This window comes from Streptomyces tsukubensis (assembly GCF_003932715.1).
Classification (GTDB): domain Bacteria; phylum Actinomycetota; class Actinomycetes; order Streptomycetales; family Streptomycetaceae; genus Streptomyces; species Streptomyces tsukubensis.
Genome location: NZ_CP020700.1, coordinates 189,959 through 215,970, shown reverse-complemented (window position 1 = coordinate 215,970; position 26,012 = coordinate 189,959). Strand labels below are relative to the sequence as shown.

The window sequence follows — 26,012 nt, the reverse complement described above, 5'->3', positions numbered from 1 at the left end:
TTCGGAGGGCCTTCTCAGCACGGCTGACGGGCACGGTCCCGACCTCCCCAAGATTGACTGTAGTGACACTACAGTGTATTTCACTGGAGTATGACTACAGCGAAATCGCGGGGAGGGAACCCGATCGGACGTGCTCTGGTCATCGGCGGCTACGGCGCCGTCGGGAGCGCCGTGACGGCGGCGCTGGACGCCTGGTTCCCGGGCCGGGCGATCCCCGCGGGCCGTAACCCTGCGCAAGCCCACCGGCTCGACGGAGTCCGGACTGACATCGCCGACCCCGACGCCTTCGCCCGGACCCTCGACCGGCTGCCCGACGTGACCCTCGTCGTCCTCTGCGCCGAACCACCCGACATCACCGCCGCGGAACTCTGCCTGGAGCGCGGCATCCACATCGTCGACGTCGGCGCCACCGCACACCTCCTCGACGCCCTCACCGGACTCGGCCCCCTCGCACGGCGAACCGGTGCCGCGGCCGTCCTCAGCACCGGCGTCGCACCCGGCCTCACCAACCTCCTGGCCCGCCGCGCCCATGAAGCCGTCGGCGGCGCCGAACGCATCGACCTCACCCTGCTCCTCGGCACCGGCGACCACCACGGCGCCGACGCGGTCCGCTGGACCCTCACCTCCCTCACCACCCCCGCCCCCGCCGCACCCCTGCGGATCGGGCTGCCCGGCTACGGCACCAGGACCGCCCACCCCTTCCCCTTCTCCGACCAGTACACCCTGCCCCGCACCCTCGGCGTCCCCCGCGTCACCACCCGCCTCTGCCTGGACTCCCGAGCCCTGACCGCAGGCCTGTTCGCCCTGCGCGACGGCCCGGGCCGGCTCGCGGAACGCCCCGCCGTACGGCGGCTGCTGACCGGTCTCCTGAACCGGGTCCACCTCGGCGGCGAAGGATTCGCCGTCCGCGCCGACGCCCACCGCCACGACCGGCATGCCGCGTACGCCCTCACCGGAAACCGGCAGAGCCGCATCACCGGACTCGTCGCCGCCCACGCCGCCCGCGCAGTACTCACCGGCGCCGTCACCCCCGGCGTCCACCACATCGAAGAGGTACCCGCACTGGCCCGGCTGCCGGAGGGCCTCACCGAACACGGAATCAGACTGCTCCACCACACGGGAGGAACCACTCGATGAGGAACAACGATTGGCACGGCGGCGACTACACGGCCGCGGGCGACGCCTGGGCCCATGCCGCCGACGACGTCACCGCCACGGCACTGGCCGCACTCACCCCGCCCGCTTTACCCGCACCGGGCAGGGAGACCACGGCGGACGCCACCCGGGACACCGCCACCGCACGGCGCACCACCCGGGTACTCGACGTGGGCACCGGCTCCGGCCCCGCCGCCCTCGCGGCCGCCCGCGCCGGAGCCCGAGTCGTCGGCGTCGACCTGGAACCCGGCCTGCTGCGTACCGCCAGATCGCGGGCCCGCGGACTCGCCCCCACCGACGGCACCGTCCGCTTTGTCGCCGGAGACGCCCTGGCACTCCCCTTCGCCGCGGACACCTTCGACCTGGCCCTGTCCACCTTCGGCGTCATGTTCGCACCCGAACCGGCCAAGGTCTGCGCCGAACTGGTCCGCGTCACCCGCCCGGGAGGACTGATCGCGGTCGCCTCCTGGACCCCCTCCGGCATCATGGGCCGCATCGCCCCGACCGTCCGCCGCCACCTCGGCCCCGAACCGGACGGAACCCCCTCACCCACCGACTGGGGCGACCCCGCCCGTATCAGCTCCTGGTTCGCCGGACTCCCGGTCACCTTCGAAACCCGGGTGGAACGGGTCCGCGTACGGTACCCCTCCCTCTCCCACGCCGTCGCCGCGTTCGAGAACAAACCCGGCCCCCTGCGCCGGCACCGCGCCGCCCTGGAAGCCGCACGGCGCTGGCAGCACGCCCGCGCCGACCTCGCCGCCCTGTTCGCCCTCCACAACCGGGCCGACGACGACGCCCTCGCCTTCGACGCCCCCTACCTCCTGCTCCTGGCCCGCGTCGGCACGCCTTCACGGACCCCGACCGCCCCGCTCACCGGCCTGCCGGACGCAGCGGACCTCCCAGCCGTACGGGCACCCCGGGGGAGTAGAGCACACTGACCGGAGCCTCCCGCGGGGCCGGCAGACCCGCCGCCGCCACCAGGTTCTCCTCGCAGTCGACCAGCTCGGCACGGAACAACGGCCAGCGGGGATGGTCATTGGGCAGATACGACGCCGCCCGGAAGAACGTGTTGTGCATGCCCCACCGCGCCGTCAGGAAATGCTCCAGTTCCGTGGGCTCCGCCACCGGCTCGCCCCGGCGCACGACGATCCGGCTGTCCGCGCCCCGCGGCCCCGGCCAGCGCCGGGAACTGGAGTACGCGAAGGTGTCGCCCGAGGCCCGTACCCGCATCCGGGACCAGAGATAGGGCAGCCGGAAACCGGCCCTCCCGATCAGAACCGGGAGCAGCCGGGAGGCATCCATGGAGCGGAAGACCACACCTCGCCGGCCGTGCCCGTCGACCGAGTACAGCCGGACGTTGGTCTCCGGGAACGACCCGAGATACGGCAGCCCGGGCAGCCGCAGCCAGCCCACCCGATGCATCCGGAAGGCCACCAGCCCCACATAGGTGACCCCGTCGAACACATCCGGAGAAGTACCGCGCGGCAGCAGCGGAGCCACCGCATCGGGCGGTACCGCCCAGTGGACGAAGCACAGGTCCAGCCAGTGCTGCGTCAGCAGCGGCGCGGCTATCGCGTGCGGGGCATCGGGAGTCACGGGCGCAGGTTCGTACACCGCGTCAGGATGGCAGACACCGTCCCCGCCGAAGAAGCCTCCCGCGACACCTAGCATGAGCGGATGACCTTGAGAACCTTCAAGACCTTGCAGGTGGACGCCGTCTGGGTACGCCGCATCGCCGCCCTCACGGAACACTCCTGGGACCGGCCCGGACTCGAAGAAACCATGGTGCGGTACGGCTGGGCCCGCCCCGGACCGGACGGCCGTCCGGCCGTCGAGTGGGGCGGCGGCGCGGGCGGCCCCCATCACGTCGACGGCCCCGCCGCGGACGAAGGCGGCGGGATCGGGTGGCGTCTGGAGCTCGGGGACCCGCCGGGGGAGGGGAGCGGGGAGACGTTCGTCCGCCTGCCGTGTGCCCTCTACTGGCCGGCGTTCGGCGACGAGGCCGATGAACCAGATGAGGCCGACGGACCCGACGAGGCCGACGGTGAAGAGGAGGTAGATGGTGACGAGGAGGTAGATGGTGAAGAGGACGACCTCGACGACGACTACGGACCGGCGTGGATACGTCAGCCCGACGCGACCCGCGCCGACCTCCACGCCGAGTACGACCGCCTGGGCCGGCTGATCCGTACCGAACTGGGCGCACCGGACGAATCCGGATCCGGAGACCTGGACGAACGCTGGGAGAAGTGGAACCGGAAGGCGGGCCGCGTCGTCCTAGAGCTCACCGACGACATCAACTCCTACTCCCACTACGACGTGATCGCCCTGCGCGTCGAACTCATCCCCGGGCAGCACTGACCCGAGACGCCGAGACGCCGAGACGCCGAGACGCCGAGCTGACCTGTGAATCGGGGTCGGACCCGAACCGGCCCGTGGCCTACCGCCCGTTGCGCAGCCGGAGAACGTACCCCGCCGTCAGCGCAACGGCACGGTCCTCGTCGTACGACAGATCGGCCAGGGCACGGGACGCCACGGGCCCCGGCACATCCGCGAGCGCCTGTGCCAGCCGGCGGCGCACGGACGGTTCCGCCCCGCCGTCGGCAAGGCAGTCGGTGAGCCCGGTGGCGATCCGCTCCGCCGATCCGGGATCACTCGCCAGCGCACCGAGGGCGTCGGCCGCATCGGTGTCGTTCACGCCTTCGACGACCATGCCGATGAGCACCGGAACCCCGTCGTCGACTCCCCGTTCCGCGAGCGCCGGCGCCGCACACCTGCGTACCGCGACGTCGTCATGGGTGAGCGCGCCCCGGAGCAACGCGGTCGCCACCTCACCCGGGATCTCGGCCAGCGCACGCACGGCACGTTCCCGCACCGCGGCCTCCGCCGAACCGAGCCCCGCTCCCAGCAGCGCTGCCCCGTCGTCCCCGGCATGTGCCAGAGCCCACCGCAACGCCCCGGCCACATGCGGGTCCGCCTCGCCCAGCGCCGCCTCGACCAGGACCTCCACCGGAACCTCGTCGACCGCGGAAAGGGCCGCCCGCTGACGCTTCCCGGCACTCTTCGAGCCGAGAGCGCGGAGTAGCGCCACGACCTGAAGGACGTCCTCCCAGCCGGAGGGCTCCGCCGCACCGATCCGCCGCAGCCTCGTGAGCAGCTCGGTCTCCTGTGCGATGCGCTCCTGGGTCTGCCGTGTCAGCTCTTCGACCAGTACGGACGGCTCGAAGCCGGGATCGTCCAGAGCCCGCCCCACTTCGTGCAGCGACAGTCCCAGCAACCGCAGGCTCTCGATATGGAAGATCCGTCGGATGTCCTCCTCCGAGTACTGCCGATAACCCCCCTCCGTCCGGGCCGACGGCCGCACCAGGCCGAGGGACTCGTAATGCCGAAGCATCCGGGCGCTCACCCCGGCCCGCCGGGCCACCTCACCGATCAGCACGAGCCGTCACCCTTCGGTGCGACGGAACCGAGTGCCACCACACGCTTTGCCTCCTCGACCGCGTACGCGAACCCGGCATCCGGGTCGCGCAACAAGTGTTCCGTGGCGATCGCATGCCGACGCACCCGCGGTACGGAATCCACCGCGGCGCCTCGCAACAGGGGGACAGCCACCTCACCGAGCGCGATGAGCGCCCGGCTGAGGCTCAGCTGCATCTCGCGCCCGCCACGCCCGAGCTGCGACACCAGCACTCCGGCCAGCTCGGCCTCCTCGCCTTCGGGAACGAGCACGACGGCCGCCCGCCAGGCGCTCCGCGCCACCTCCTGGTCGGCGTCGGTCAGCAGCCTCCGGGTGATCGCCGGCCACGCCCGCCGGTCCCCGATCTTGGAGAGCGTATGCAGGGCCTGGCTCCGTGCCTGCGGGCCCTCCGAGCGGAGTTCGCCGACCAGCAGGGGGACCGTCACTCCCGCGGGATAGCGGGTCAACGCCCACGTCAGTGCCTCACGGACGGAGAAGTCGGGCTCCACCGCACACCGCTGGACCAGGGTGGTGACGAACAGCTCGTCGGCCGCCGCGCCGACGGCCATCACGGCCCGGAGCCGCACGGACGAGTTGTCGTTTTCCAGTTGTTGGAGCTGTCTTGTGGTGTTTGTTTCGTTTTCCGGTATCGGCATTGCGGTCGTCTCCCTCTCTCACTGCCAGGGAAGCGTTTGCCACGGTGTCAAGGTCAAGGAATTTCCGAGAGCGGTTTGCTGGTGTCGGGCTTGGGGGCTTGGGGGCTTGGGGGCTTGGGGGCTTGGGGGGTTGGGGTGTGGGGGTTAGGGGGTGTTGGGGGTTGGGGGGTGTTGGGGTGGTGTTTAGGGTTTGGGGGTGTGGTTTGTTCGTCATGTCGTTTGTGTCGTCTTTTTTGGGGGTGTTTGTGTTTTCGTGTTGTGGGTTGGGTTGGGTGTGTGCCGGTACTGGCTTCGGTGCAAGGGGTAGTGCCGGCGCTGGCGCCGGTGTGGGTGTGGGTGTGGGTGTGGGTTGGGGGGTGGTGTGGGGTGTTGGGGGGTGAGGGTGGGGTGGGTGTGGTGCGGGGGGTGGTGGGGTTTGGGGGTTGGTCGACGTGGTTTCGGGTGACGGGTGTGGGGTTGGGTTCTGGTTCTGTTGGGTCGGGTTCTGTTGGTTCGGGTTCTGGTTCTGTTGGGTCGGGTTCGGGTTCGGGTTCTGGTGTTGGTTCTGTTGGTGGTTCTGGGTTGGGTGTTGGTGGGTTGGGTTTTGGTGGTGGTGGGTCGGTGTTGGTGGTGGTGCATGGGGGTCCGGGGGCGACGCATGATTATTTGTTGCCGTTGTCGGTGTTTGCGTCGTGGGGTGTGCGGGTGGTGCATTACGACCAGTTGGGGGTGGTGGGTCGTCGCGTGTTCCGGGTGTGGGTGCGGGGTTTTGGAGTCCTGAGTTGTTTTTGGAGGAGTTGGATAATTTGTTGGCGGGGTTGGGTGTTGATTCGGATTATGTGTTGTTCGGGCAGTCGTGGGGCGGGATGCTCGCGGCGGTGCATGCCGCCCGGCGGCCGGCGGGTTTGCGGGGTTTGGTGATTGCGAATGCTCCGGTGTCGTATCCGTTGTGGCGGGCGGAGATGGAGGTGTTGCGGGCGGAGCTTCCGCCGGGTGTGGATGAGGTTTTACGCCGGCATGAGGCGGCGGGGACGACGGATGGTGAGGAGTATCAGGCGGCGATGGGCGTGTTTTATGGCCGTCATTTCTGCCGGCTGGATCCTTATCCGGGGCCGTTGATGGCCACGTTTTTGGAGATGCATAGTAATCCGGTTGTTTATCATGCGATGAACGGCCCGAATGAGTTTACGGTCACGGGGAGTTTGCGTGATTGGTCGGTGCGGGATGTCCTGCCGGATATCGAGGTGCCGACTCTGGTGATTTCGGGTCGTTATGACGAGGCTACTCCGGCTGCGGTGCGGCCGTTTCGGGAGTTGATCCCGTGTTCGGGCTGGACGGTTTTCGAGGATTCCAGCCATGTCCCGCATCTTGAGGAACCGGATCGGTTCGTGAGGGTGTTGGGCGGTTTTCTGGACTCGGTCGGCGCGACCGCGCGCGACTTCTCACGGTGAGTGGAGGCTGAACCGGCGATGGATGCCAGGGCCGAAGAGATCATTAACGCGCTGCGGGGCTCGCTGATCGAGAACGAGCGGCTGCGCCGTGACATCGAGGGCCTGCGTGCCGTTGCCGAGGTTGCTGCGGAGCCCGTTGCGATTATCGGGATGGGGTGTCGTTTCCCGGGGGGTGTGACGTCTCCGGAGGAGTTGTGGGAGCTGGTGGACCGGGGCGGGGACGCGGTCGGTCCGTTTCCCGGTGACCGGGGCTGGGATGTGGAGGGGCTGTACGACCCGGTGCCGGGGACTGCGGGGAAGAGTTATGTCCGTGAGGGGGGTTTCCTCTATGACGCGGGGCGGTTCGATCCGGAGTTTTTCCGGATCAGTCCGCGTGAGGCTCTGGCGATGGACCCGCAGCAGCGGCTGTTGCTGGAGATTGTGTGGGAGGCGGTGGAGCGGGCGGGTGTGGATCCCCTCGCGTTGCGGGGGAGCCGTACGGGTGTGTTCGCGGGGGCGATGTATCACGATTACGGGGTCACCAGCAGTGACGGGAGTCTGGTGTCCGGGCGGGTCGCTTACACCCTGGGGCTGGAGGGTCCCGCGGTCACGGTCGATACGGCGTGTTCGTCGTCGCTGGTTGCTCTGCAGTGGGCGGCGCATGCTCTGCGGACGGGGGAGTGTTCTCTGGCTCTGGCCGGCGGGATCAGTCTGATGGCGACGCCGGAGACGTTTGTGGAGTTCTCCGAGCAGCGGGGTCTGTCGCCGGACGGGCGGTGCCGTTCGTTCGCGGCCGGGGCCGACGGCACGGGCTGGGCCGAGGGTGCGGGTGTGCTGCTGCTGGAGCGGTTGTCGGACGCGCGGCGCAACGGGCACCGGGTTGTGGCGGTGATCCGGGGCAGTGCGGTGAACCAGGACGGTGCGTCGAACGGGCTGACCGCTCCGAACGGGCCGGCTCAGCGGCGGGTGATCCGGGATGCGCTGGCGAACGCCGGGCTGTCGGCGGCCGATGTCGATGTGGTCGAGGCGCACGGCACGGGGACCGTGCTGGGTGACCCGATCGAGGCGCAGGCGCTGCTGGCGACCTACGGCCAGGAGCGGGAGGCAGGTGACCGTCCGCTGTGGCTCGGTTCGGTGAAGTCGAACATCGGGCACTGCCAGGCCGCGGCCGGGGTGGCGGGCATCATCAAGATGGTCGGGGCGATGCGGCACGGTGTCCTGCCCCGGACGCTTCATGTCGATGCCCCGTCACCGCAGGTGGACTGGTCGGCGGGGAACGTGCGGCTGCTGACCGAGCCCGTGGCGTGGCCGGAGCGGGCGGGCCGCCCGCGGCGTGCGGCGGTGTCGTCGTTCGGTGTCAGCGGTACCAACGCGCACGTGATCATCGAGGAAGCCGCCCCCGCCGCCCCCGCCGCCCCTGCCGCCCCTGCGGGCCCGGGTGGTGCTGTCCCCGGCAGCGGTGCCGCGAAGCCGTCCGGTGAAGGCGGCGGCACCGCCCCCGCCACCGGCAAGACCACCACCACCGCCCCTGCCACCGCCCCTGCCGCTGGTGAGCCGGGCGCCGGTGTGTCGGTTGCCGGTGTGTCGGGTGGTGCTGCTTCTGCCCCTGCGGAGCCGGCCACTGCTGCTTCTGCCGCCGCTGGGTCGGCTGTCGGTGAGCCGGGTGGAAGTGTCCCGGCTGCCGGTACTCCTGGCGCCGGTGTGTCGGGTGTCGGTGTGTTGGGTGCTTCTGCTTCTGCTTCTGCTTCTGCTTCTGCTTCTGCGGAGCGGGCTACTGCTGCTTCTGCCGCTGTTGGGTCGGCCGGCGGTGTGTCGGGTGGCGTTGTCCGGGCTGCTGGTGAGCGGTCTGTCGCTGGTGGGTCAGGTGTTGGTGGGTCGGGTGTTGGTGTTCCGGTGGTTGGTGGGCGGGGTGTGGTGTTGTCGGCCGGGGTGTCGGTGTGGTTGGTGTCGGGTCGTAGTGCGGCTGCGTTGGCAGGTCAGGCGGGTCGTCTGGGTGAGCATGTGGTGGCCCGGCCCTCGCTTCCGGTGGAGGATGTGGCGTGGTCGCTGGTGACGAGCCGGTCTGCGTTCGAGCATCGTGCCGTGGTGGTGGGTGGTGGGCGGGGCGAGTTGCTTGCGGGGCTGGGGTCGGTGGCTGCGGGGCAGGCCGCGTCCGGTGTGGTGGCGGGTGAGGTCGTTCCGGGTGCGACGACGGGGACGGTGTTCGTGTTCCCGGGCCAGGGCAGTCAGTGGGTCGGTATGGGCCGCGAACTCGCCTCCCAGTCACCGGTGTTCGCTGCCAGGCTGGCGGAGTGTGCGGCAGCCCTGGCTCCGTATGTGGAGTGGGAGCTGGACGATGTCCTCGCCGGACACCACGGTTTCGAAGCCGCCGAAGTGGTGCAGCCCGCTCTGTGGGCCGTCATGGTCTCCCTGGCCGCCGTCTGGCAGGCCGCCGGAGTCACCCCCGACGCGGTCGTCGGCCATTCCCAGGGCGAGATCGCCGCCGCAGCCGTCGCCGGGATCCTGTCCCTGGACGATGCGGCGAAGGTCGTTGCTTTGCGGAGCCGTACCCTGTCCGCCCTCGCCGGGCGTGGCGGCATGCTGTCGATAGCCGAGCCTGCCGATGCGGTCCGGGAACGGATCGCGGGCTTCGGTGACCGGTTGTCGGTTGCTGCGGTCAACGGCCCCTCCGCAACGGTGGTCTCCGGCGAACCGGATGCCCTGCGTGAACTGCAGGACGCCTGTGGTGAAGCGGTGCGCACCCGGATGATCCCGGTGGACTATGCCTCGCACGGTCCGCAGGTCGACGCCCTGCGCGAAGACATCCTCACCGCCCTCACCGGCATCACCCCCCAGCCCGCGGCCGTTCCGATGGTGTCCGCGATGAGCGGGCAGTGGCTCACCGGCCCCGAAATGGACCCTGCCTACTGGTACGCATCCCTGCGCGAGCCGGTGGAGTTCGACCGCGCGATCCGCGTCCTGGGCGAGGCGGGTCACGGTGTGTTCGTCGAAGCCTCCCCGCACCCGGTCGTCGTCCACGCGATTGCCGACACCCTCGAAGACCGCGACCCGGTTGCGGTGGGCACCCTGCGGCGCGACGACGGCGGCCCCGAGCGGCTGCTGACGTCCCTCGCCGAGGCGTATGTCCGTGGTGTGGCCGTCGACTGGGCGGCGGTTCTGGGCGGCGGGGACACGGTCGATCTGCCGACGTACGCCTTCCAGCGGCGCTGGTTCTGGCGCGAGCAGGCTTCGCCGCCGGCTCTTCCGCAGGCGGGGGGCACTCCTGCGGAGGCCGGTTTCTGGGCGGCGGTGGAGCAGGGCGACGCGGATACCCTGGCCCGGCTTCTGGGTGTTGATGCGGCCGAGTCCACGCTCGGTGCGCTGACCGACTGGCGCCTGCGGGAACGCGCTGATGCGACGGTCGCGGACTGGCGCTACCGCATCGGCTGGGCACCGCTTCCCGATTCCGGCATGTCTTTGTCGGGGACGTGGCTGGTCGTCGGCGAGGGCCCCGACACGGATGCCGTCGCGGGAGCGCTGGCCGCACGCGGCGCGCGGACGGTGACCGTCACCGGCCCGGACCGGCTCGCCTTCACCGATGTCTCGGAGGTGGCCGGTGTCGTCTCGGCCCTGGCCCTGAACGATCACCTGTGCACCGGGCAGGGCACCGGCACAGCCCTGGTGCCGGACCCTGCTCCCTCCGCCGGGCAGGGCACCGGCACAGCACCGCTGTCGGGTGGTGTCCCCTCCGCCGGTGAGGGTGGCGGCATGGTGCCGTTGCCGGGGCGGGGGGTTGTTTCTGCGGGTCTGGTGGCGACGGTGGAGCTGGTGCGGGTTTTGGACGGTGCCGGGGTGTCGGCTCCGTTGTGGGTGCTGACCCGGGGCGCGGTGGCCACGGGTGCCGGTGAGCCGGTGGTCAGTGCGGTGCAGGCGCAGGTGTGGGGTCTGGGTGTGGTGGCCGGTCTGGAGTTTCCCGGGGTGTGGGGTGGTCTGGTCGATCTGCCTGCGGTGTGGGATGCGCGGACCGCGGGCCGGCTGGTGTCGGTTCTTGCCGGTGGTGGTGAGGATCAGGTCGCCTTGCGTTCCCGCGGGATTCTGGGGCGCCGTCTTGAGCCGGCTCCCCGCCCGGCCTCCGGCCCGGCTTCTGGCCTGGAGTCGGGCCCGGCCTCTGGCGTGGGGTCCGGCCTGGAGTCGGGTGGGGTTGCCGGTGGGGCGTGGGTTCCTGGTGGTGCGGTTCTGATCACGGGTGGTACGCGTGGGGTGGGTGCGGTTACGGCCCGCTGGGTGGCGGGGCGTGGTGCCGGGCGGGTGGTGCTGACGAGCCGTTCGGGGCCCGGTGCGGGGGGTGTTGCGGTTCTGGCGGCGTCGATTGCCGGGGCCGGGGCGGCGGTTGATGTGATTGCTGCGGATGCTGCGGTGCGTGAGGCGACGGGTGCGCTCCTGGACTGGATTGATGCCGGTGGTGTGGGTCTGTCGTCGGTGGTGCACGCGGCCGGGTGTGCTGCCCGGGTGCCGGTGGGGGAGACCGACGGGGAGGTTCTGGCCCGGGTGCTGTCGGTGAAGGCCGGGGGTGCGATGTTCCTGGACGAGCTGACGGCGGGCCGGGATCTGGATGCTTTCGTGGTGTTCTCTTCCGGTGCGGGAGTCTGGGGCGCCGGCGGGCTGGGTGCCTGCGCGGCGGCCGACGCTTATGCGGACGCGTTGTGCGAGGAGCGCCGTTCGCGGGGTCTGCCCGCCACGTCGGTCGTGTGGGGCAAGTGGGCCACCACCCCCGACACCACCCCCGGCGCCACCGCCACCACCCCCGTCGCCACGGCCTCCGCCGTCGCCGCGGACGGCGTCACCGGTATCGGCGCCACGGCCACTGCCTCCGGCGGTGCCGCGGACGGCGTCACCGTCGCCGGAGCCACGGCCGCGGTCACTGCCGATGCCGATGCCGATGCCGATGCCGATGCCGACGGCGCGGCCGGCGTTGCCGTCGCCGCGGCCGGCCCGACCGTGACTGCCGCTGCCACGGCTGCCGGTACCGGTGTTGGTGCCGCTGCCACGGCTGCCGGTGCCGGTGTTGGTGTTGGTGTTGGTGGGGTGTGGGGTGGTTCTGGTCTGGAGGGTATTGACCCGGAGCGGGGTATGCGTGCTCTGGGCCGGATTCTGGATGCCGGTGAGAGTGGTCTGGTGGTGGCCGGGTTCGACTGGGACCGGTTCGTCCCGGCGTTCACGGTGCGCCGTCCGAGTGCGCTGTTGTCCGCTCTGCCCGCGGTGCAGCGGATCACGGCCGCGGCCGCGGCGGGGTCCGGTGACGGGTCCGGGTCCGGGTCCGGGGCCGTGGTGGGTGGGTCGGGGCTGGCTGCCCGGCTTCTGGGTATGCCGGAAGCGGACCGGGGGTCTTTCCTGACCGATCTGGTGCGGGGTCATGCGGCGGCGGTGCTGGGCTATGGGGCCGGCCGGGACGTGGTGGCGCAGCGGGCGTTTCGTGAGCTGGGTTTTGATTCGGTTGCTGCTGTTGAGCTGCAGAACCGGCTGTCGGCTGCGGTGGGGGTGCGGCTGCCGTCGACTGCGGTGTTCGATCATCCGAACGCGGTGGCGCTGGCGGGGTTCATCCTGGGTGAGCTGATCACCCCGCCCCCGGGGGTGGATGGCGGGGTGCGGGTGGTGGCCGCGGCCGGTGGTGAGCCGATCGCGATTGTGGGGATGGGCTGCCGGTTCCCCGGGGAGGTCCGCGGGCCGGAGGAGTTCTGGGAGCTGCTGGCCGAGGGCAGGGACGCGATCGCGGGGTTCCCGGCGGACCGCGGCTGGGAGTCCCCCGGACACCAGGCGGCCGGGGCGGGTGGTTCGTATGTCCGGCAGGGTGGTTTCGTCTACGATGCCACCGATTTCGATGCGGGTTTCTTCAATATCAACCCGCGTGAGGCTCTGGCGATGGATCCGCAGCAGCGGCTGCTGCTGGAAACGTCGTGGGAAGCGGTCGAGCGGGCCGGTCTGGCCCCGTCCGCGCTGCACGGCTCGGCGACCGGGGTGTTCATCGGGACCAGTGGTTCCGGCTACGAGAACAGTCTCCCGGCCGGTGACCGGAGTCTGGACGGCTACCGGCTCACCGGCAGTATCCCGGCGGTGGCCTCGGGCCGGATCTCCTATGTCCTGGGTCTGACCGGGCCGGCGGTGACGGTGGATACCGCCTGTTCGTCGTCGCTGGTGGCGCTGCATCAGGCGGTGACCGCGCTGCGCGGGGGTGAGTGCACGATGGCGCTGGCCGGCGGGGTGGCGGTGATGACGTCGCCGGGTGCGTTCACGGAGTTCGCGGAGCAGGGCGGGATGGCTCCCGATGCGCGCTGCAAGGCGTTTTCCGACGGTGCCGACGGCATTGTGTGGGGCGAGGGCGCGGGCATGATGCTGCTGGAGCGTCTGTCCGATGCCCGGCGTAACGGGCATCAGGTGCTGGCGGTGATCCGGGGCAGTGCGGTGAACCAGGACGGTGCCTCGAACGGCCTGGCCGCTCCGAACGGGCCGTCGCAGCGGCGGGTGATCCGTGCCGCGCTGGCCAATGCCCGGCTGTCGGCGGCCGATGTCGATGCGGTGGAGGCCCACGGTACGGGGACGTCGCTGGGTGACCCGATCGAGGCGCAGGCGCTGCTGGCGACGTACGGCCGGGAGCGTCCGGCGGGGGACCGGCCGTTGTGGCTGGGGTCGGTGAAGTCGAACATCGGGCATCTGCAGACCGCGGCGGGTGTGGCGGGTGTGATCAAGATGGTGCTGGCGCTGCAGCACGGGCAGTTGCCCCGGACGCTGCACGCCCAGGCTCCTTCCACCCGTATCGACTGGTCGGCGGGGAACGTGCGCCTGCTGCAGGAGGCCCGTGAGTGGCCTGCGGGGGACCGGCCGCGCCGGGCGGGTGTGTCCGCGTTCGGTGTCAGCGGCACGAATGTGCACGTGATCCTGGAGGAGACCCCCGCCCCTGCCGGGCTCCCCGCCCCTGCCGGGGCTCCCGCACCTGCGGGGGCTCCCGCACCGGGCGAGTTCACCGCCCCTGCGGGGGCTCCTGCAGGGGCCGGGGCCCTCGTGGCGCCTGGGGCTCTTGTGGCGGCCGGGGGGCTGCTGGGTTCTTCCGGGGACGGTGTCATCCCGGCGGGGGCGGTTCTGGCGCCGGTGTCCGGTCTTCCGGTCTGGCTGGTGTCGGGCCGCAGTGCGGCGGCGCTGGCCGGGCAGGCGGGCCGTCTGCGCGAGCACCTCGTGGCCCGGCCCGAGTTGCCGGTGGGTGATGTGGCGTGGTCGCTGGTGACCGGCCGGTCGGTGTTCGAGCACCGCGCCGTCGTCCTCGGCGCGGGCCGGGAGGAACTCTTCACCGGATTGGCATCGGCCGCTACGGGTCAGGCAGCGCCTGGTGTGGTGACCGGTGAGGTCGCTCCCGGCGGCACCGGCCGGACCGTGTTCGTCTTCCCGGGCCAGGGCAGTCAGTGGGTCGGCATGGGCCGCGAACTCGCCTCCAGCTCACCCGTATTCGCGGCACGGCTGGCGGAGTGTGCGGCCGCCCTCGCCCCGTACGTGGAGTGGGAGCTGGACGACGTCCTCGCCGGACACCACGGCTTCGAAGCCGCCGGTGTGGTGCAGCCCGCCCTGTGGGCTGTCATGGTCTCCCTGGCCGCGGTCTGGCAGGCGGCCGGTGTGCAGCCGGACGCGGTCGTCGGCCATTCCCAGGGCGAGATCGCCGCCGCAGCCGTCGCCGGGATCCTGTCCCTGGACGATGCGGCGAAGGTCGTCGCCTTGCGGAGCCGTACCCTGGCCGCCCTCGCAGGCCGCGGCGGGATGCTGTCGATAGCCGAACCGGCCGACACCGTCCGGGAACGGATTGCGGGCTTCGGTGACCGGTTGTCGGTTGCTGCGGTCAACGGCCCCTCCGCGACGGTCGTCTCCGGCGAAACCGATGCCCTGCAGGAGTTGCAGGACGCCTGTGGTGAAGCGGTACGGACCCGGATGATCCCGGTCGACTATGCCTCGCACGGTCCGCAGGTCGATGCCCTGCGCGAGGACATCCTCACCGCCCTCACCGGCATCACCCCCCAGCCCGCGGCCATCCCGATGGTGTCCGCGATGAGCGGGCAGTGGCTCACCGGCCCCGAAATGGACCCTGCCTACTGGTACGCGTCCCTGCGTGAGCCGGTCGAGTTCGACCGCGCGATCCGCGTCCTCGGTGAGGCGGGTCACGGTGTGTTCGTCGAAGCCTCCCCGCACCCCGTCGTCATCCACGCGATTGCCGACACCCTCGACGAGAGCGACCCGGTCACCGTCGGCACCCTGCGGCGCGACGACGGCGGCCCCGAAAGGCTGCTGACCTCCCTCGCCGAAGCCCATGTCCGGGGCGTCCCCGTCGACTGGACCACCATTCTCGGCAGCGGGACGGCGGTCGGTCTGCCGACGTATGCGTTCCAGCGGCGCCGGTTCTGGCCCGAAACCCCCGAAACTCCCCGAGGTCTCGAAGGCGGGCGGTCTGCCTGGTCGGTCGACGACTGGCGCTACCGCATCACCTGGCAGCCGTCCGGCCTCCACCCCGACAGCACGGTGCCCGTGCTGTCCGGGACGTGGCTGCTCGTCGGGCACGACCCGCAGGCCCCGGCGATCGCCGGCGCCCTGACCCGCCACGGCGCCGACGTCCTCACGGTTGCAGGCCCCGGGGACCTCGACCCCGCCGTGCTGGCGAACGCCGCCGGCGTCGTGTCGCTCCTCGCCCTCGACGAAACCCCCGACACCCGCCACCCCTGGGTGGCGTCCGGTACCGCAGCCACCCTGGACCTCGTCCACGCACTGCACCGGGCCGCCTCCACCACCCCCGTATGGCTGCTGACCCGCGGCGCCGTCCGGACCGGTACAGCCGACGCCACCACCAGCCCGGCCCAGAGCGCGGTGTGGGGCCTCGGGCGCGCCGTCGGCCTGGAACACCCCGGACTGTGGGGCGGACTGGCCGACCTCCCGGCCGAGTTCACCGCCGAAACCGGCACCCGGCTGGCCGCGGTCCTCGCGGACCCCGGCCACGAGGACCAGATCGCCCTGCGCGGCAACGCCGTCCTCGTGCGGCGCCTGTCCCGGGCCCTGCCCGCCCCCGCCCCCCGCCGCCCCTGGTCGCCCCGGGGCACGGTGCTGCTGACCGGCGGCACCGGATCCGTCGGCACCCACATCGCCACCTGGCTCGCCCGGCAGGGAACCCGCCGCCTGGTCCTGACCTCCCGCTCCGGCCCCTCGGCCCCCGGGGCAGCCGCCCTGGCCGCAGCCGCCGCCACCAGCGGCACCGACACCGACATCATCAGCTGCGACCTGAACACCCCCGACCAGGTCAGCCGTCTCGTCGCATGGACCCAGGCATCCGGACCCGCCCTGTCGACCGTGTTCCACTCCGCGACCGTGGCAACCCTGGCCCGCGTCGAAGACACCGACCACGACAACCTCGCGCAGGCCCTGGGCGCCAAAGCCGCCGGCGCCGTCCACCTCGACCAGGCCACCACCGGCCTCGACCTCGACGAGTTCGTCCTCTTCTCGTCGATCTCCGCCACCTGGGGCAGCAACGACCACGGCGCCTACGCCGCAGGAAACTCCTTCCTCGACGGATTCGCCGAAGCCCGCCGCTCCCGCGGCCTCCCGGCGACCTCCATCGCCTGGGGCGTATGGAACACACAGGACTGGGACGCCGTCGACGCCGCCATGGACCAGGCCCCCGGCCGGATCACCCCCGGCCGCCTGCGCCGCCAGGGCATGAACTTCATGGACACCGACCGCGCCCTGACCGCCCTGGGCCACATCCTCACCCACGACGAAACGTTCATCGCCGTCGCCGACATCACCTGGGACACCTTCGCCCCCGTCTTCCGCGCCGCCCGCCCCCGCCCCCTCCTCGACACCATCCCCGAAGCCCGGGAAGAACCCCCCACCCCCACCGGCCCGGCCGGCCAGGGAGGCCAGGGAGGGGCCGAACACGGCCAGTACGCCACCCTCCTGGCCCGCATGCCCCACACCGAACGCCACCGCACCCTCACCGAACTCGTCCGCTCCCACGCCGCAGCCGTCCTCGGCCACCCCTCGGTCACCGACGTACCCGCCGAACGCCCCTTCCGCGACATCGGCTTCGACTCCCTGACCGCCGTCGAACTCCGCAACCGCCTCAACACCACCACCGGCACACGACTGCCCGCCACCGCCGTCTTCGACCACCCCGACCCCACCACCCTCGCCCGCGAAATCCTCACCCGCCTCCTGGGAACCACCCCCCACCAGCCCACCACCACCCTCATCACCCAAGCCCCCACCGAACCCATCGCCATCGTCTCCATGGCCTGCCGCTACCCCGGCAACATCACCGCCCCCGAAGACCTCTGGGAACTCATCACCACCGGCACCGACGCCATCACCCCCTTCCCCCCGACCGCGGCTGGGACACCGAAGCCCTCTACAACCCCGACCCCGACGCCGACGGCACCACCTACGTCACCCAAGGCGGCTTCGTCACCGCCGCCGGGAACTTCGACGCCGCCTTCTTCAACATCAGCCCCCGCGAAGCCCTCGCCATGGACCCCCAGCAACGCCTCCTCCTCGAAACCACCTGGGAAGCCATCGAACGCGCCAACATCGCCCCCACCACCCTCAAAAACACCGGCACCGGCGTCTTCATCGGCGGCACCACCTCCGACTACCTCACCGCCGTCGGCAACGAACCCGACGCCCAGGCACACCTCATCACCGGCAACGCCCTCAGCGTCCTGTCCGGACGCCTCTCCTACACCCTCGGCCTCACCGGCCCCGCCGTCTCCGTCGACACCGCCTGCTCCTCCTCCCTGGTCGCCCTCCACCAGGCAGCCCAGGCCCTGCGCTCCGGCGAATGCACCCTCGCCCTCGCCGGCGGCGTCATGGTCATGGCCGACCCCAGCGAATTCACCGGCTTCTCCCGACTGCGCGCCCTGTCCCCGGACGGCCGCTGCAAAGCCTTCGGCGACGGCGCCGACGGCATGGGCATGGCCGAAGGCGCCGGCATGCTCATGCTGGAACGACTCTCCGACGCCCGCCGCAACGGACACCCCGTCCTCGCCGTCATCCGCGGCAGCGCCGTCAACCAGGACGGCGCCTCCAACGGCCTGTCCGCCCCCAACGGCCCCTCCCAGCAGCGCGTCATCCACGCCGCCCTCGCCAACGCCCGGCTCTCCGCGGCCGACGTCGACGCCGTCGAAGCCCACGGCACCGGCACCACCCTCGGCGACCCCATCGAAGCCCAGGCCCTCCTCGCCACCTACGGCCGCCAGCGCCCCGCCCAGGACCGGCCCCTGTGGATCGGCTCCGTCAAGTCCAACATCGGGCACGCCCAGCAGGCCGCCGGTGTCGCCGGTGTCATCAAGATGGTGATGGCCCTGCAGCACGGCGTCCTGCCCCGCACCCTGCACGCCGACACCCCCTCCACCCATGTGGACTGGACGGCCGGCAACGTACGCCTGCTCCAGGAGGCCCGCGACTGGCCCGCCGGTGACCAGCCCCGCCGGGCAGGAGTGTCCGCGTTCGGGATCAGCGGCACCAACGCCCACGTCATCCTCGAAGAAGCCCCCGCCCCCGAACCCGCCCCCGAACCCGACCCCGCCGCCCCTGCCTCCGGGGCGGGCGCCACCCCGGCGCCGGCGGTCCTCGCCCCGGCACCCGGCCTCCCGGCCTGGCTGGTCTCCGGCCGGACCGCGGCCGCCCTCGCCGGCCAGGCGGGCCGTCTGCGCGAGCACCTCGTAGCCCGCCCCTCGCTTCCGGCGGAGGATGTGGCGTGGTCGCTGGCGACCAGCCGGTCGGTGTTCGAGCACCGCGCCGTCGTCCTCGGCACCGGCCGCGACGAACTCCTCACCGGACTGGCATCGGCCGCCACCGGTCAGGCAGCGCCCGGTGTGGTGACCGGTGAGGTCGCCCCCGGCGGCACCGGCCGCACGGTGTTCGTCTTCCCCGGCCAGGGCAGCCAGTGGATCGGCATGGGCCGCGAACTCGCCGCCAGCTCACCCGTATTCGCGGCACGGCTGGCCGAGTGCGCGGCCGCCCTCGCCCCGTATGTCGACTGGGAGCTGGACGACGTCCTCGCCGGACACCACGGCTTCGAAGCCGCCGGTGTGGTCCAGCCCGCCCTGTGGGCCGTCATGGTCTCCCTGGCCGCCGTCTGGCAGGCCGCCGGAGTCACCCCCGACGCCGTGGTCGGCCATTCCCAGGGTGAGATCGCCGCCGCAGCCGTCGCCGGGATCCTGTCCCTGGACGATGCGGCGAAGGTCGTCGCGCTGCGGAGCCGTACCCTGTCCGCCCTCGCAGGCCGCGGCGGCATGCTCTCCATAGCCGAACCCGCCGACACCGTCCGGGCCCGGATCGCTTCCTTCGGTGACCGGTTGTCGGTCGCTGCGGTCAACGGCCCCTCCGCAACGGTCGTCTCCGGCGAACCGGATGCCCTGCGCGAACTTGCCGAGTCCTGTGGTGAAGTGGTGCGGACCCGGATGATCCCGGTGGACTATGCCTCGCACGGTCCGCAGGTCGACGCCCTGCGCGAAGACATCCTCACCGCCCTCACCGGCATCACCCCGGGCGAGGCCCGGATTCCGATGGTGTCCGCGATGAGCGGGCAGTGGCTCACCGGCCCCGAAATGGACCCCTCCTACTGGTACGCATCCCTGCGCGAGCCGGTGGAGTTCGACCGCGCGATCCGCGTCCTCGGTGAGGCGGGCCACGGTGTGTTCGTCGAAGCCTCCCCCCACCCCGTCGTCATCCACGCGATCACCGACACCCTCGACGAGAGCGACCCGGTCACCGTAGGCACCCTGCGCCGGGAGGACGGCGGCTCCGAAAGGCTGCTGACGTCCCTCGCCGAAGCCCACGTGCGGGGTGTGGCCGTCGACTGGACCACCGTCCTGGACACCGGCACGACCGTCGGCCTGCCGACCTACGCCTTCCAGCACCGGCACTACTGGCCGCGGCCGGCAGTACCGCCGGCCCTTCCGCAGACCGCGGGCACACCGGCGGAGGCCGGGTTCTGGGCGGCCGTCGAGCAGGGCGACGCGGACACCCTGGCCCATCTCCTGGGCGTCGACGCCGCCGAGTCCACCCTCGGTGCGCTGACCGACTGGCGCCTGCGGGAACGCGCCGACGCAACGGTCGCCGACTGGCGCTACCGCATCGGCTGGACACCCCTTCCCGACTCCGGCACCTCCCTGTCCGGCACGTGGCTGATCGTCGGCGACGGACCCGACACGGACACCGTCACCGCAGCGCTCGCCGCACGCGGCGCCCGCACCGTCACCGTCACCACCCCGGACCTCCTTAACCCGTCCACGGTCACCGGCGCAGCGGGCGTGGTGTCGACCCTGGCCCTGTCCGGGGGAACCCACCCCGAGCACCCCGTCGTCCCCGCCGGCCTGATGGCCACGGTCGACCTGGTACGGGCTCTGGGCGATGCCGGGGTGACGGCTCCGCTGTGGGTCGTCACCCGGGGCGCCGTGGGCACCAGTACGGCCGAGCCGGTTACCAGTGCGGTGCAGGCGCAGGTCTGGGGCCTGGGAGTCGTCGCCGGACTCGAACTCGCCGGACGCTGGGGCGGTCTGATCGACCTCCCCGCCGACTGGGACCCCCGTACCGCCGCCCGCCTGGTGTCCGTTCTCGCCGACGGCGTGGAGGACCAGGTCGCCCTGCGCGCCCGCGGCATCCTCGGCCGCCGCCTGGAGCATGCCCCCCGCCCCGCCGCAGGCCAGGCCTGGAACCCGTCCGGCACCGTCCTGGTGACCGGCGGCACCAGCGGCGTCGGCGCGATCACCGCCCACTGGCTCACCGAACGCACCACCGCACGCATGGTCCTCACCAGCCGCTCGGGCCCCCACGCCGAGAACGCCGCGGCTCTCGCGGCGTCGATCGCCACCGCCGGAACAGCCGTCGACGTCATCGCCGCCGACATCGCCGCCCGCACCGCAACAAGCACCCTCCTGGACTGGATCGACACCAGCGGACCGGCGCTGTCGTCGGTGTTCCACGCCGCCGGCGTCGGCACCCGCATGCCCGTCGAAGAAGTCGGCGCAGAAGACCTCTCGTACGTCCTGGCGGCGAAAGCCGGCGGCGCGACGCTCCTGGACGAACTGACCGCAGACCGCCCACTCGACGCCTTCGTCCTCTACTCCTCCGGCTCCGGCACCTGGGGCAGCGGCGGACTGAGCGCCTACGGGGCGGCCAACGCCTACCTGGACGCCCTGTGCGACCAGCGCCGCTCCCGCGGCCTTGCCGCCACCTCGATTGCCTGGGGCCTGTGGGCCGGCGTCGGGATGGCCGCCGGAAACGACGGCGACCGGCTGCTGGACTTCGGCATGGCAGGCATCGACACCGAACGCGGCACACGCGCCCTGGGCCAGGTCCTCGACGCCGGTGAAGGCGCCCTGACGATCGCCGGATTCGACTGGCCCCGGTTCGTACCCACCTACACCCTCCGCCGCCCCAGCCCCTTCCTGTCCGCCCTGCCCGAAGTCCGCGCCGTCCTCACCACCGACACCACCGGCACCGGCACCGGGAGCGGGAGCGGGAGTGGGGAGCCGGGCACCCGGGGCGGCGGCTCGGAACTCGCCGCCCGGCTGCACACCATGCCCGCCGGCGAGCAGCGCCAGCTCCTCGCAGAGCTGGTCCGGGGCCACGCGGCCGCCGTACTCGGACACGAGTCGGCCGAAGCCGTCCTGCCGCAGCGGGCGTTCAAGGACCTGGGCTTCGACTCCGTCGGCGCGGTCGAGCTCCGTAACCGCCTCTCTACCGCCGCCGGGGTCCGCCTGCCCTCGACCCTCGTCTTCGACTACCCCAACTCCGCCGCCCTCGCGGACTTCATCCACGGCGAACTCCTCGGCTCCGCCCAGGCCGACAGCACGGTACGGGTGGTGGCCGCCGCCGGCGGCGAGCCCATCGCCATCGTCGGCATGGGCTGCCGCTACCCCGGCGACGTCCGCGGACCCGAACAGTTCTGGAAACTGCTCACCGAAGGCACGGACGCCATCTCCGGCTTCCCCACCGACCGCGGCTGGGAAGCCTTCGAAGCAGAGTTCGGCAGCGAAGCGGTCCGGGCCGGCAACGCCTACGTCCGCGAAGGCGGCTTCGTCTACGACGTGGCCGACTTCGACCCCGGCTTCTTCGGCATCAACCCCCGCGAAGCCCTCGCCATGGACCCGCAGCAGCGCCTCCTGCTGGAAACCTCCTGGGAGGCCATCGAACGCGCCGGCCTCGCCCCGTCCTCGCTCCACGGCTCGGCCACCGGCGTGTTCATCGGCGTCAGCCACTCCGGCTACGAAAGCAGCCTCCCCGTCGACGACCAGAGCCTGGACGGCTACCGCCTGACCGGCTCCGTCTCCTCCGTCGCCTCCGGACGCATCTCCTACGTCCTCGGCCTCACCGGCCCCGCGGTCACCGTCGACACCGCCTGCTCCTCCTCCCTGGTCGCCCTCCACCAGGCAGCCCAGGCCCTGCGCTCCGGCGAATGCACCATGGCCCTCGCCGGCGGTGCCACGGTGATGACCTCACCCGGCGCGTTCATGGAGTTCTCCGAGCAGGGCGGCATGGCCTCCAACGGCCGCTGCAAGGCGTTCTCCGACGACGCCGACGGCATCGTCTGGGGTGAAGGGGCCGGTGTGGTCCTGCTGGAGCGCCTGTCCGACGCCCGCCGCAACGGCCACCAGGTCCTGGCTGTGATCCGCGGCAGCGCGGTCAACCAGGACGGCGCCTCCAACGGCCTGTCCGCCCCCAACGGACCCTCCCAGCAGCGCGTCATCCGCGCCGCGCTCGCCAACGCCCAGGTGTCGGCCGCCGACGTCGATATCGTCGAAGCCCACGGCACCGGCACCTCGCTGGGCGACCCGATCGAAGCCCAGGCGCTGCTGGCCACCTACGGCCAGGAGCGTCCGGCGGGGGACCGGCCGCTGTGGCTGGGCTCGGTGAAGTCGAACATCGGCCACCTGCAGTGCGCCGCCGGTGTCGCCGGGATCATCAAGATGGTCCTGTCGCTCCAGCACGGCCGGATGCCCCGCACCCTGCACGCCGAGACCCCCTCCACCCATGTGGACTGGTCGGCAGGCAACGTACGGCTGCTGGACGAGGCCCGTGACTGGCCCGCCGGTGACCGGCCGCGGCGGGCGGGTGTGTCCGCGTTCGGCGTCAGCGGCACCAACGTGCACGTCATCCTGGAAGAAACCCCGGCTGCCCCCGAAACACCGCAGCCCTCTCCCGGGACCGGCGGATCCCCGGCGCCGGCGGTCCTGGCACCGGCGTCCGGCCTCCCCGCATGGCTGGTCTCCGGCCACAGCCCGGCCGCCCTCGCCGGCCAGGCCGGCCTCCTGCGTGACCATCTGCTGGCCCGCCCCTCACTGCCGGCCGGTGATGTGGCGTGGTCGCTGGCCACCGGCCGCTCCGCGTTCGAACACCGCGCCGTCGTCCTGGGCGCCGGCCGCGGCGAACTCCTCACCGGCCTGGCATCGGCCGCCACCGGACAGGCCTCCGCCGGTGTGCTGACCGGCGAAGTCGCCCCGGCCGGCGCAGGCCGCACCGTGTTCGTCTTCCCCGGCCAGGGCAGCCAGTGGATCGGCATGGGCCGCGAACTCGCCGCCACCTCTCCCGTATTCGCGGCACGGCTGGCCGAGTGCGCGGCCGCCCTCGCCCCGTATGTCGACTGGGAGCTGGACGACGTCCTCGCCGGACACCACGGCTTCGAGGCCGCCGGGATCGTCCAGCCCGCCCTGTGGGCGGTGATGGTGTCCCTGGCCGCGGTCTGGCAGGCCGCCGGTGTCGAACCGGATGCCGTGGTCGGCCATTCCCAGGGTGAGATCGCCGCCGCAGCCGTCGCCGGGATCCTGTCCCTGGACGATGCGGCGAAGGTGGTGGCGCTGCGGAGCCGTACCCTCGCTGCCCTCGCAGGCCGCGGTGGCATGCTGTCGATAGCCGAGCCCGCCGATGCGGTACGGCGCAGGATCGCCCCCTTCCGCGACCGGCTGTCGGTCGCTGCGGTCAACGGCCCCTCCGCGACCGTCGTCTCCGGCGAACCCGACGCCCTGCAAGAGCTGCAGGACGCCTGTGGTGAAGCGGTACGGACCCGGATGATCCCGGTCGACTACGCCTCGCACGGTCCGCAGGTCGATGCCCTGCGGACCGACATCCTCACCACTCTCACCGGCATCACTCCGCACGAGGCGGCCATCCCGATGGTGTCCGCGATGAGCGGGCAGTGGCTCACCGGCCCCGAAATGGACCCTGCCTACTGGTACGCGTCTCTGCGGGAGCCGGTCGAGTTCGACCGCGCCATCCGCGTCCTGGGCGAGGCGGGTCACGGGGTGTTCGTCGAAGCGTCCCCCCACCCCGTCGTCATCCAGGCCATTGCCGACACCCTGGAGGACCGCGACCCGGTCGCGGTGGGCACGCTGCGCCGGGAGGACGGCGGCCCCGAGCGGCTGCTGACCTCCCTTGCCGAGGCATATGTCCGCGGCGTCCCCGTCGACTGGACCACCATCCTCGGCAGCGGCACCACCGTCGACCTGCCGACCTATGCGTTCCAGCGGCGCCGGTTCTGGCCCGAGACCCCCGAGGTCAAGCGCTCCGGCCGGCCGGCCGACGACTGGCGCTACCGCATCACCTGGCAGCTCTCCGACACCCACCCCGGCACCACCGGGCCTGCGCTCTCCGGCATCTGGCTGCTCGTCGGGGACGACCCGGACGCGCCCGCGATGGCTGAAGCGCTGACCCGCCACGGTGCCGACGTCCTCACCGCCACAGACGTCGGGGACCTCGACCCGGGCACGGTCGCGGAAGTCACCGGCATCGTGTCGCTCCTCGCCCTCGACGAGACCCCGGATGCGGAGTTTCCCTGGGTGCCGTCCGGTACGGCCGCGACGGTCGAACTGATCCAGGCCGTCCACCGCGCCGGAGCCGCCGTCCCGGTGTGGGTGCTGACCCGCGGTGCCGTCCAGACCGGTGCGGGCGAGGCCACCACCAGCCCGGCCCAGACCGCGGTCTGGGGCCTGTGCCGAGCCGTCGGCCTGGAACGCCCCGAACTGTGGGGCGGACTCGTCGACCTCCCGGCCGACTTCACCGCCGAAGCCGGTACCGGTCTGGCGTCAATCCTGGGCCAGACCAGTGAGGACCAGGTCGCCCTGCGGCCCGACGGCGTGTTCCTGCGCCGCCTCGTCCATGCAGAGCCGCGCCGCGCCGAGACGGGGAAGTGGACTCCGCGCGGGACGGTGCTGCTGACCGGTGGCACCGGTTCGATCGGCGTCACCGTGGGTGTCTGGCTCGCGGAGCAGAACGCCCAGCGCGTGGTGCTGACTTCCCGCTCCGGCCCCCTGGCTCCCGGCCTGCCCGCGCTGGCCGCATCCGTCGCCAACGGCGGCGCCGATGTCGACGTACTCGGCTGCGACCTGGGTACACCGGAGCAGGTCAACGGCATGGTCGGCTGGATCCAGGAGACCGGCCCCGGCCTCTCCACCGTCCTGCACACCGCCAACCTGCCCTACCTCGCGTGGGTCGAGGACACCGAACGTGAAGGCCTGGCGGCCGCGCTGGGTGCGAAGGCGGCCGGCGCCGTCCACCTCGACCAGGCCACCACCGGTCTCGACATCGACGAGTTCGTCCTCTTCTCGTCGATCTCCGCGACCTGGGGCAGCAACGACCACGGCGCCTACGCCGCCGGGAACTCCTTCCTCGACGGATTCGCTGAGACCCGCCGCTCCCGCGGCCTCCCGGCCACCTCCATTGCCTGGGGGGTGTGGGACTCCCGCGACTGGGACGCCCTCGACGCGGAGATGGAACAGGGCGCCGGAGCCGTCACCCCCAGCCGCCTGCGCCGCCAGGGCATGAACTTCCTCGAAACCCAACGCGCACTCACCGCGCTGGGGGAGATCCTCACCGAGGACGAGACGTTCATCGCCGTAGCCGACGTGGAATGGGAAAAGTTCGCCCCGGTGTTCTGCGCGGCCCGCCCGCGCCCCCTCCTCGACACCATCCCCGAAGCCCGGGAAGACACCGAACCCGCCCGCCCGGCACAGACCGCCACCACCGAACGCGGCGAATACGCCACCCAACTCGCCCCGATGACCCTGGGCGAACGACGCCGTACCGTCATCGACCTGGTCCGCTCCCACGCCACCGCCGTACTCGGCCATGAATCGACGGACGAGATCAACGCGACCCGCGCCTTCCGCGACGTCGGGTACGACTCCCTGACCGCGGTCGAGCTGCGCAACCGCCTCAACACCGTCACCGGGATACGGCTGCCGTCCACCGTCGTCTTCGACCACCCCAACCCCACCGCCCTGGCCGAGGAGATCCTGACCGAACTCTTCGGTACCGACACCGCAGGCACACCCCCGG

The 26,012-nt window shown here is 71.9% G+C and carries 6 protein-coding genes and 5 pseudogenes; 8 read left to right on the top strand and 3 right to left on the bottom strand.

The window, feature by feature from the left end; translation table 11 throughout:
• Positions 1-90: 90 nt before the first annotated feature.
• Both B7R87_RS00565 and B7R87_RS00560 read left to right on the top strand, forming a co-directional pair.
• Positions 91-1,137 carry a saccharopine dehydrogenase family protein gene (locus tag B7R87_RS00565; RefSeq protein WP_045853214.1) on the top strand — a complete coding sequence of 349 codons (1,047 nt, stop codon included), beginning with the start codon at positions 91-93 and terminating at the stop codon, positions 1,135-1,137.
• On the top strand, positions 1,134-2,093 hold the full coding sequence (locus B7R87_RS00560; RefSeq protein WP_006351089.1) for a class I SAM-dependent methyltransferase: 960 nt from the start codon (positions 1,134-1,136) through the stop codon (positions 2,091-2,093). Before B7R87_RS00565 ends, B7R87_RS00560 begins: the two co-directional genes overlap by 4 nt.
• Here the strand turns inward: B7R87_RS00560 and B7R87_RS00555 are convergent.
• Positions 2,026-2,769, bottom strand: a complete 744-nt coding sequence (locus B7R87_RS00555; protein ID WP_040917208.1) for a YqjF family protein — start codon at positions 2,767-2,769, stop codon at positions 2,026-2,028. The two genes, B7R87_RS00560 and B7R87_RS00555, sit on opposite strands and share 68 nt — an antisense overlap.
• A gap of 63 nt (positions 2,770-2,832) precedes the next feature.
• Between B7R87_RS00555 and B7R87_RS00550 the strand changes: the two genes are divergently transcribed.
• A complete protein-coding gene (locus tag B7R87_RS00550; protein ID WP_006351091.1) occupies positions 2,833-3,516 on the top strand; it encodes a hypothetical protein in 684 nt (227 codons plus the stop codon).
• A 79-nt stretch (positions 3,517-3,595) separates the two neighbouring features.
• On the opposite strand, the gene B7R87_RS00545 is transcribed toward B7R87_RS00550, so the two are convergent.
• Together B7R87_RS00545 and B7R87_RS00540 are read right to left on the bottom strand one after the other, a co-directional pair.
• Positions 3,596-4,594: a MerR family transcriptional regulator gene (locus B7R87_RS00545; RefSeq protein WP_006351092.1), complete on the bottom strand. Its 999-nt coding sequence runs from the start codon at positions 4,592-4,594 to the stop codon at positions 3,596-3,598.
• Entirely contained in the window at positions 4,588-5,268 is a 681-nt protein-coding gene (locus tag B7R87_RS00540; RefSeq protein WP_040917201.1) for a HEAT repeat domain-containing protein, read from the bottom strand. Before B7R87_RS00540 ends, B7R87_RS00545 begins: the two co-directional genes overlap by 7 nt.
• A 585-nt stretch (positions 5,269-5,853) precedes the next feature.
• Here B7R87_RS00540 and B7R87_RS00535 point away from each other — a divergent pair.
• From B7R87_RS00535 to B7R87_RS34480, 5 pseudogenes are all read left to right on the top strand, one after another.
• Positions 5,854-6,698: pseudogene (locus B7R87_RS00535) on the top strand (proline iminopeptidase-family hydrolase); the annotation flags it as partial.
• A gap of 123 nt (positions 6,699-6,821) precedes the next feature.
• Positions 6,822-16,928, top strand: a pseudogene (locus B7R87_RS33340) (SDR family NAD(P)-dependent oxidoreductase); the annotation flags it as partial.
• Positions 16,929-16,967: 39 nt separating this feature from the next.
• A pseudogene (locus tag B7R87_RS34490) lies at positions 16,968-21,451 on the top strand (type I polyketide synthase); the annotation flags it as partial.
• Between the two features lie 132 nt (positions 21,452-21,583).
• Positions 21,584-22,636 (top strand): annotated as a pseudogene (locus B7R87_RS34485) (beta-ketoacyl synthase N-terminal-like domain-containing protein); the annotation flags it as partial.
• Positions 22,637-22,648: 12 nt separating this feature from the next.
• A pseudogene (locus B7R87_RS34480) lies at positions 22,649-25,906 on the top strand (acyltransferase domain-containing protein); the annotation flags it as partial.
• Positions 25,907-26,012 lie beyond the last annotated feature (106 nt).

Bases quoted from the DNA above. Each gene is read 5' to 3' on its own strand.
- B7R87_RS00565 (WP_045853214.1), top strand. From the start codon at position 91: ATGACTACAGCGAAATCGCGGGGAGGGAACCCGATCGGACGTGCTCTG.
- B7R87_RS00560 (WP_006351089.1), top strand. From the start codon at position 1,134: ATGAGGAACAACGATTGGCACGGCGGCGACTACACGGCCGCGGGCGAC.
- B7R87_RS00550 (WP_006351091.1), top strand. From the start codon at position 2,833: ATGACCTTGAGAACCTTCAAGACCTTGCAGGTGGACGCCGTCTGGGTA.
- B7R87_RS00540 (WP_040917201.1), bottom strand. From the start codon at position 5,268: ATGCCGATACCGGAAAACGAAACAAACACCACAAGACAGCTCCAACAA.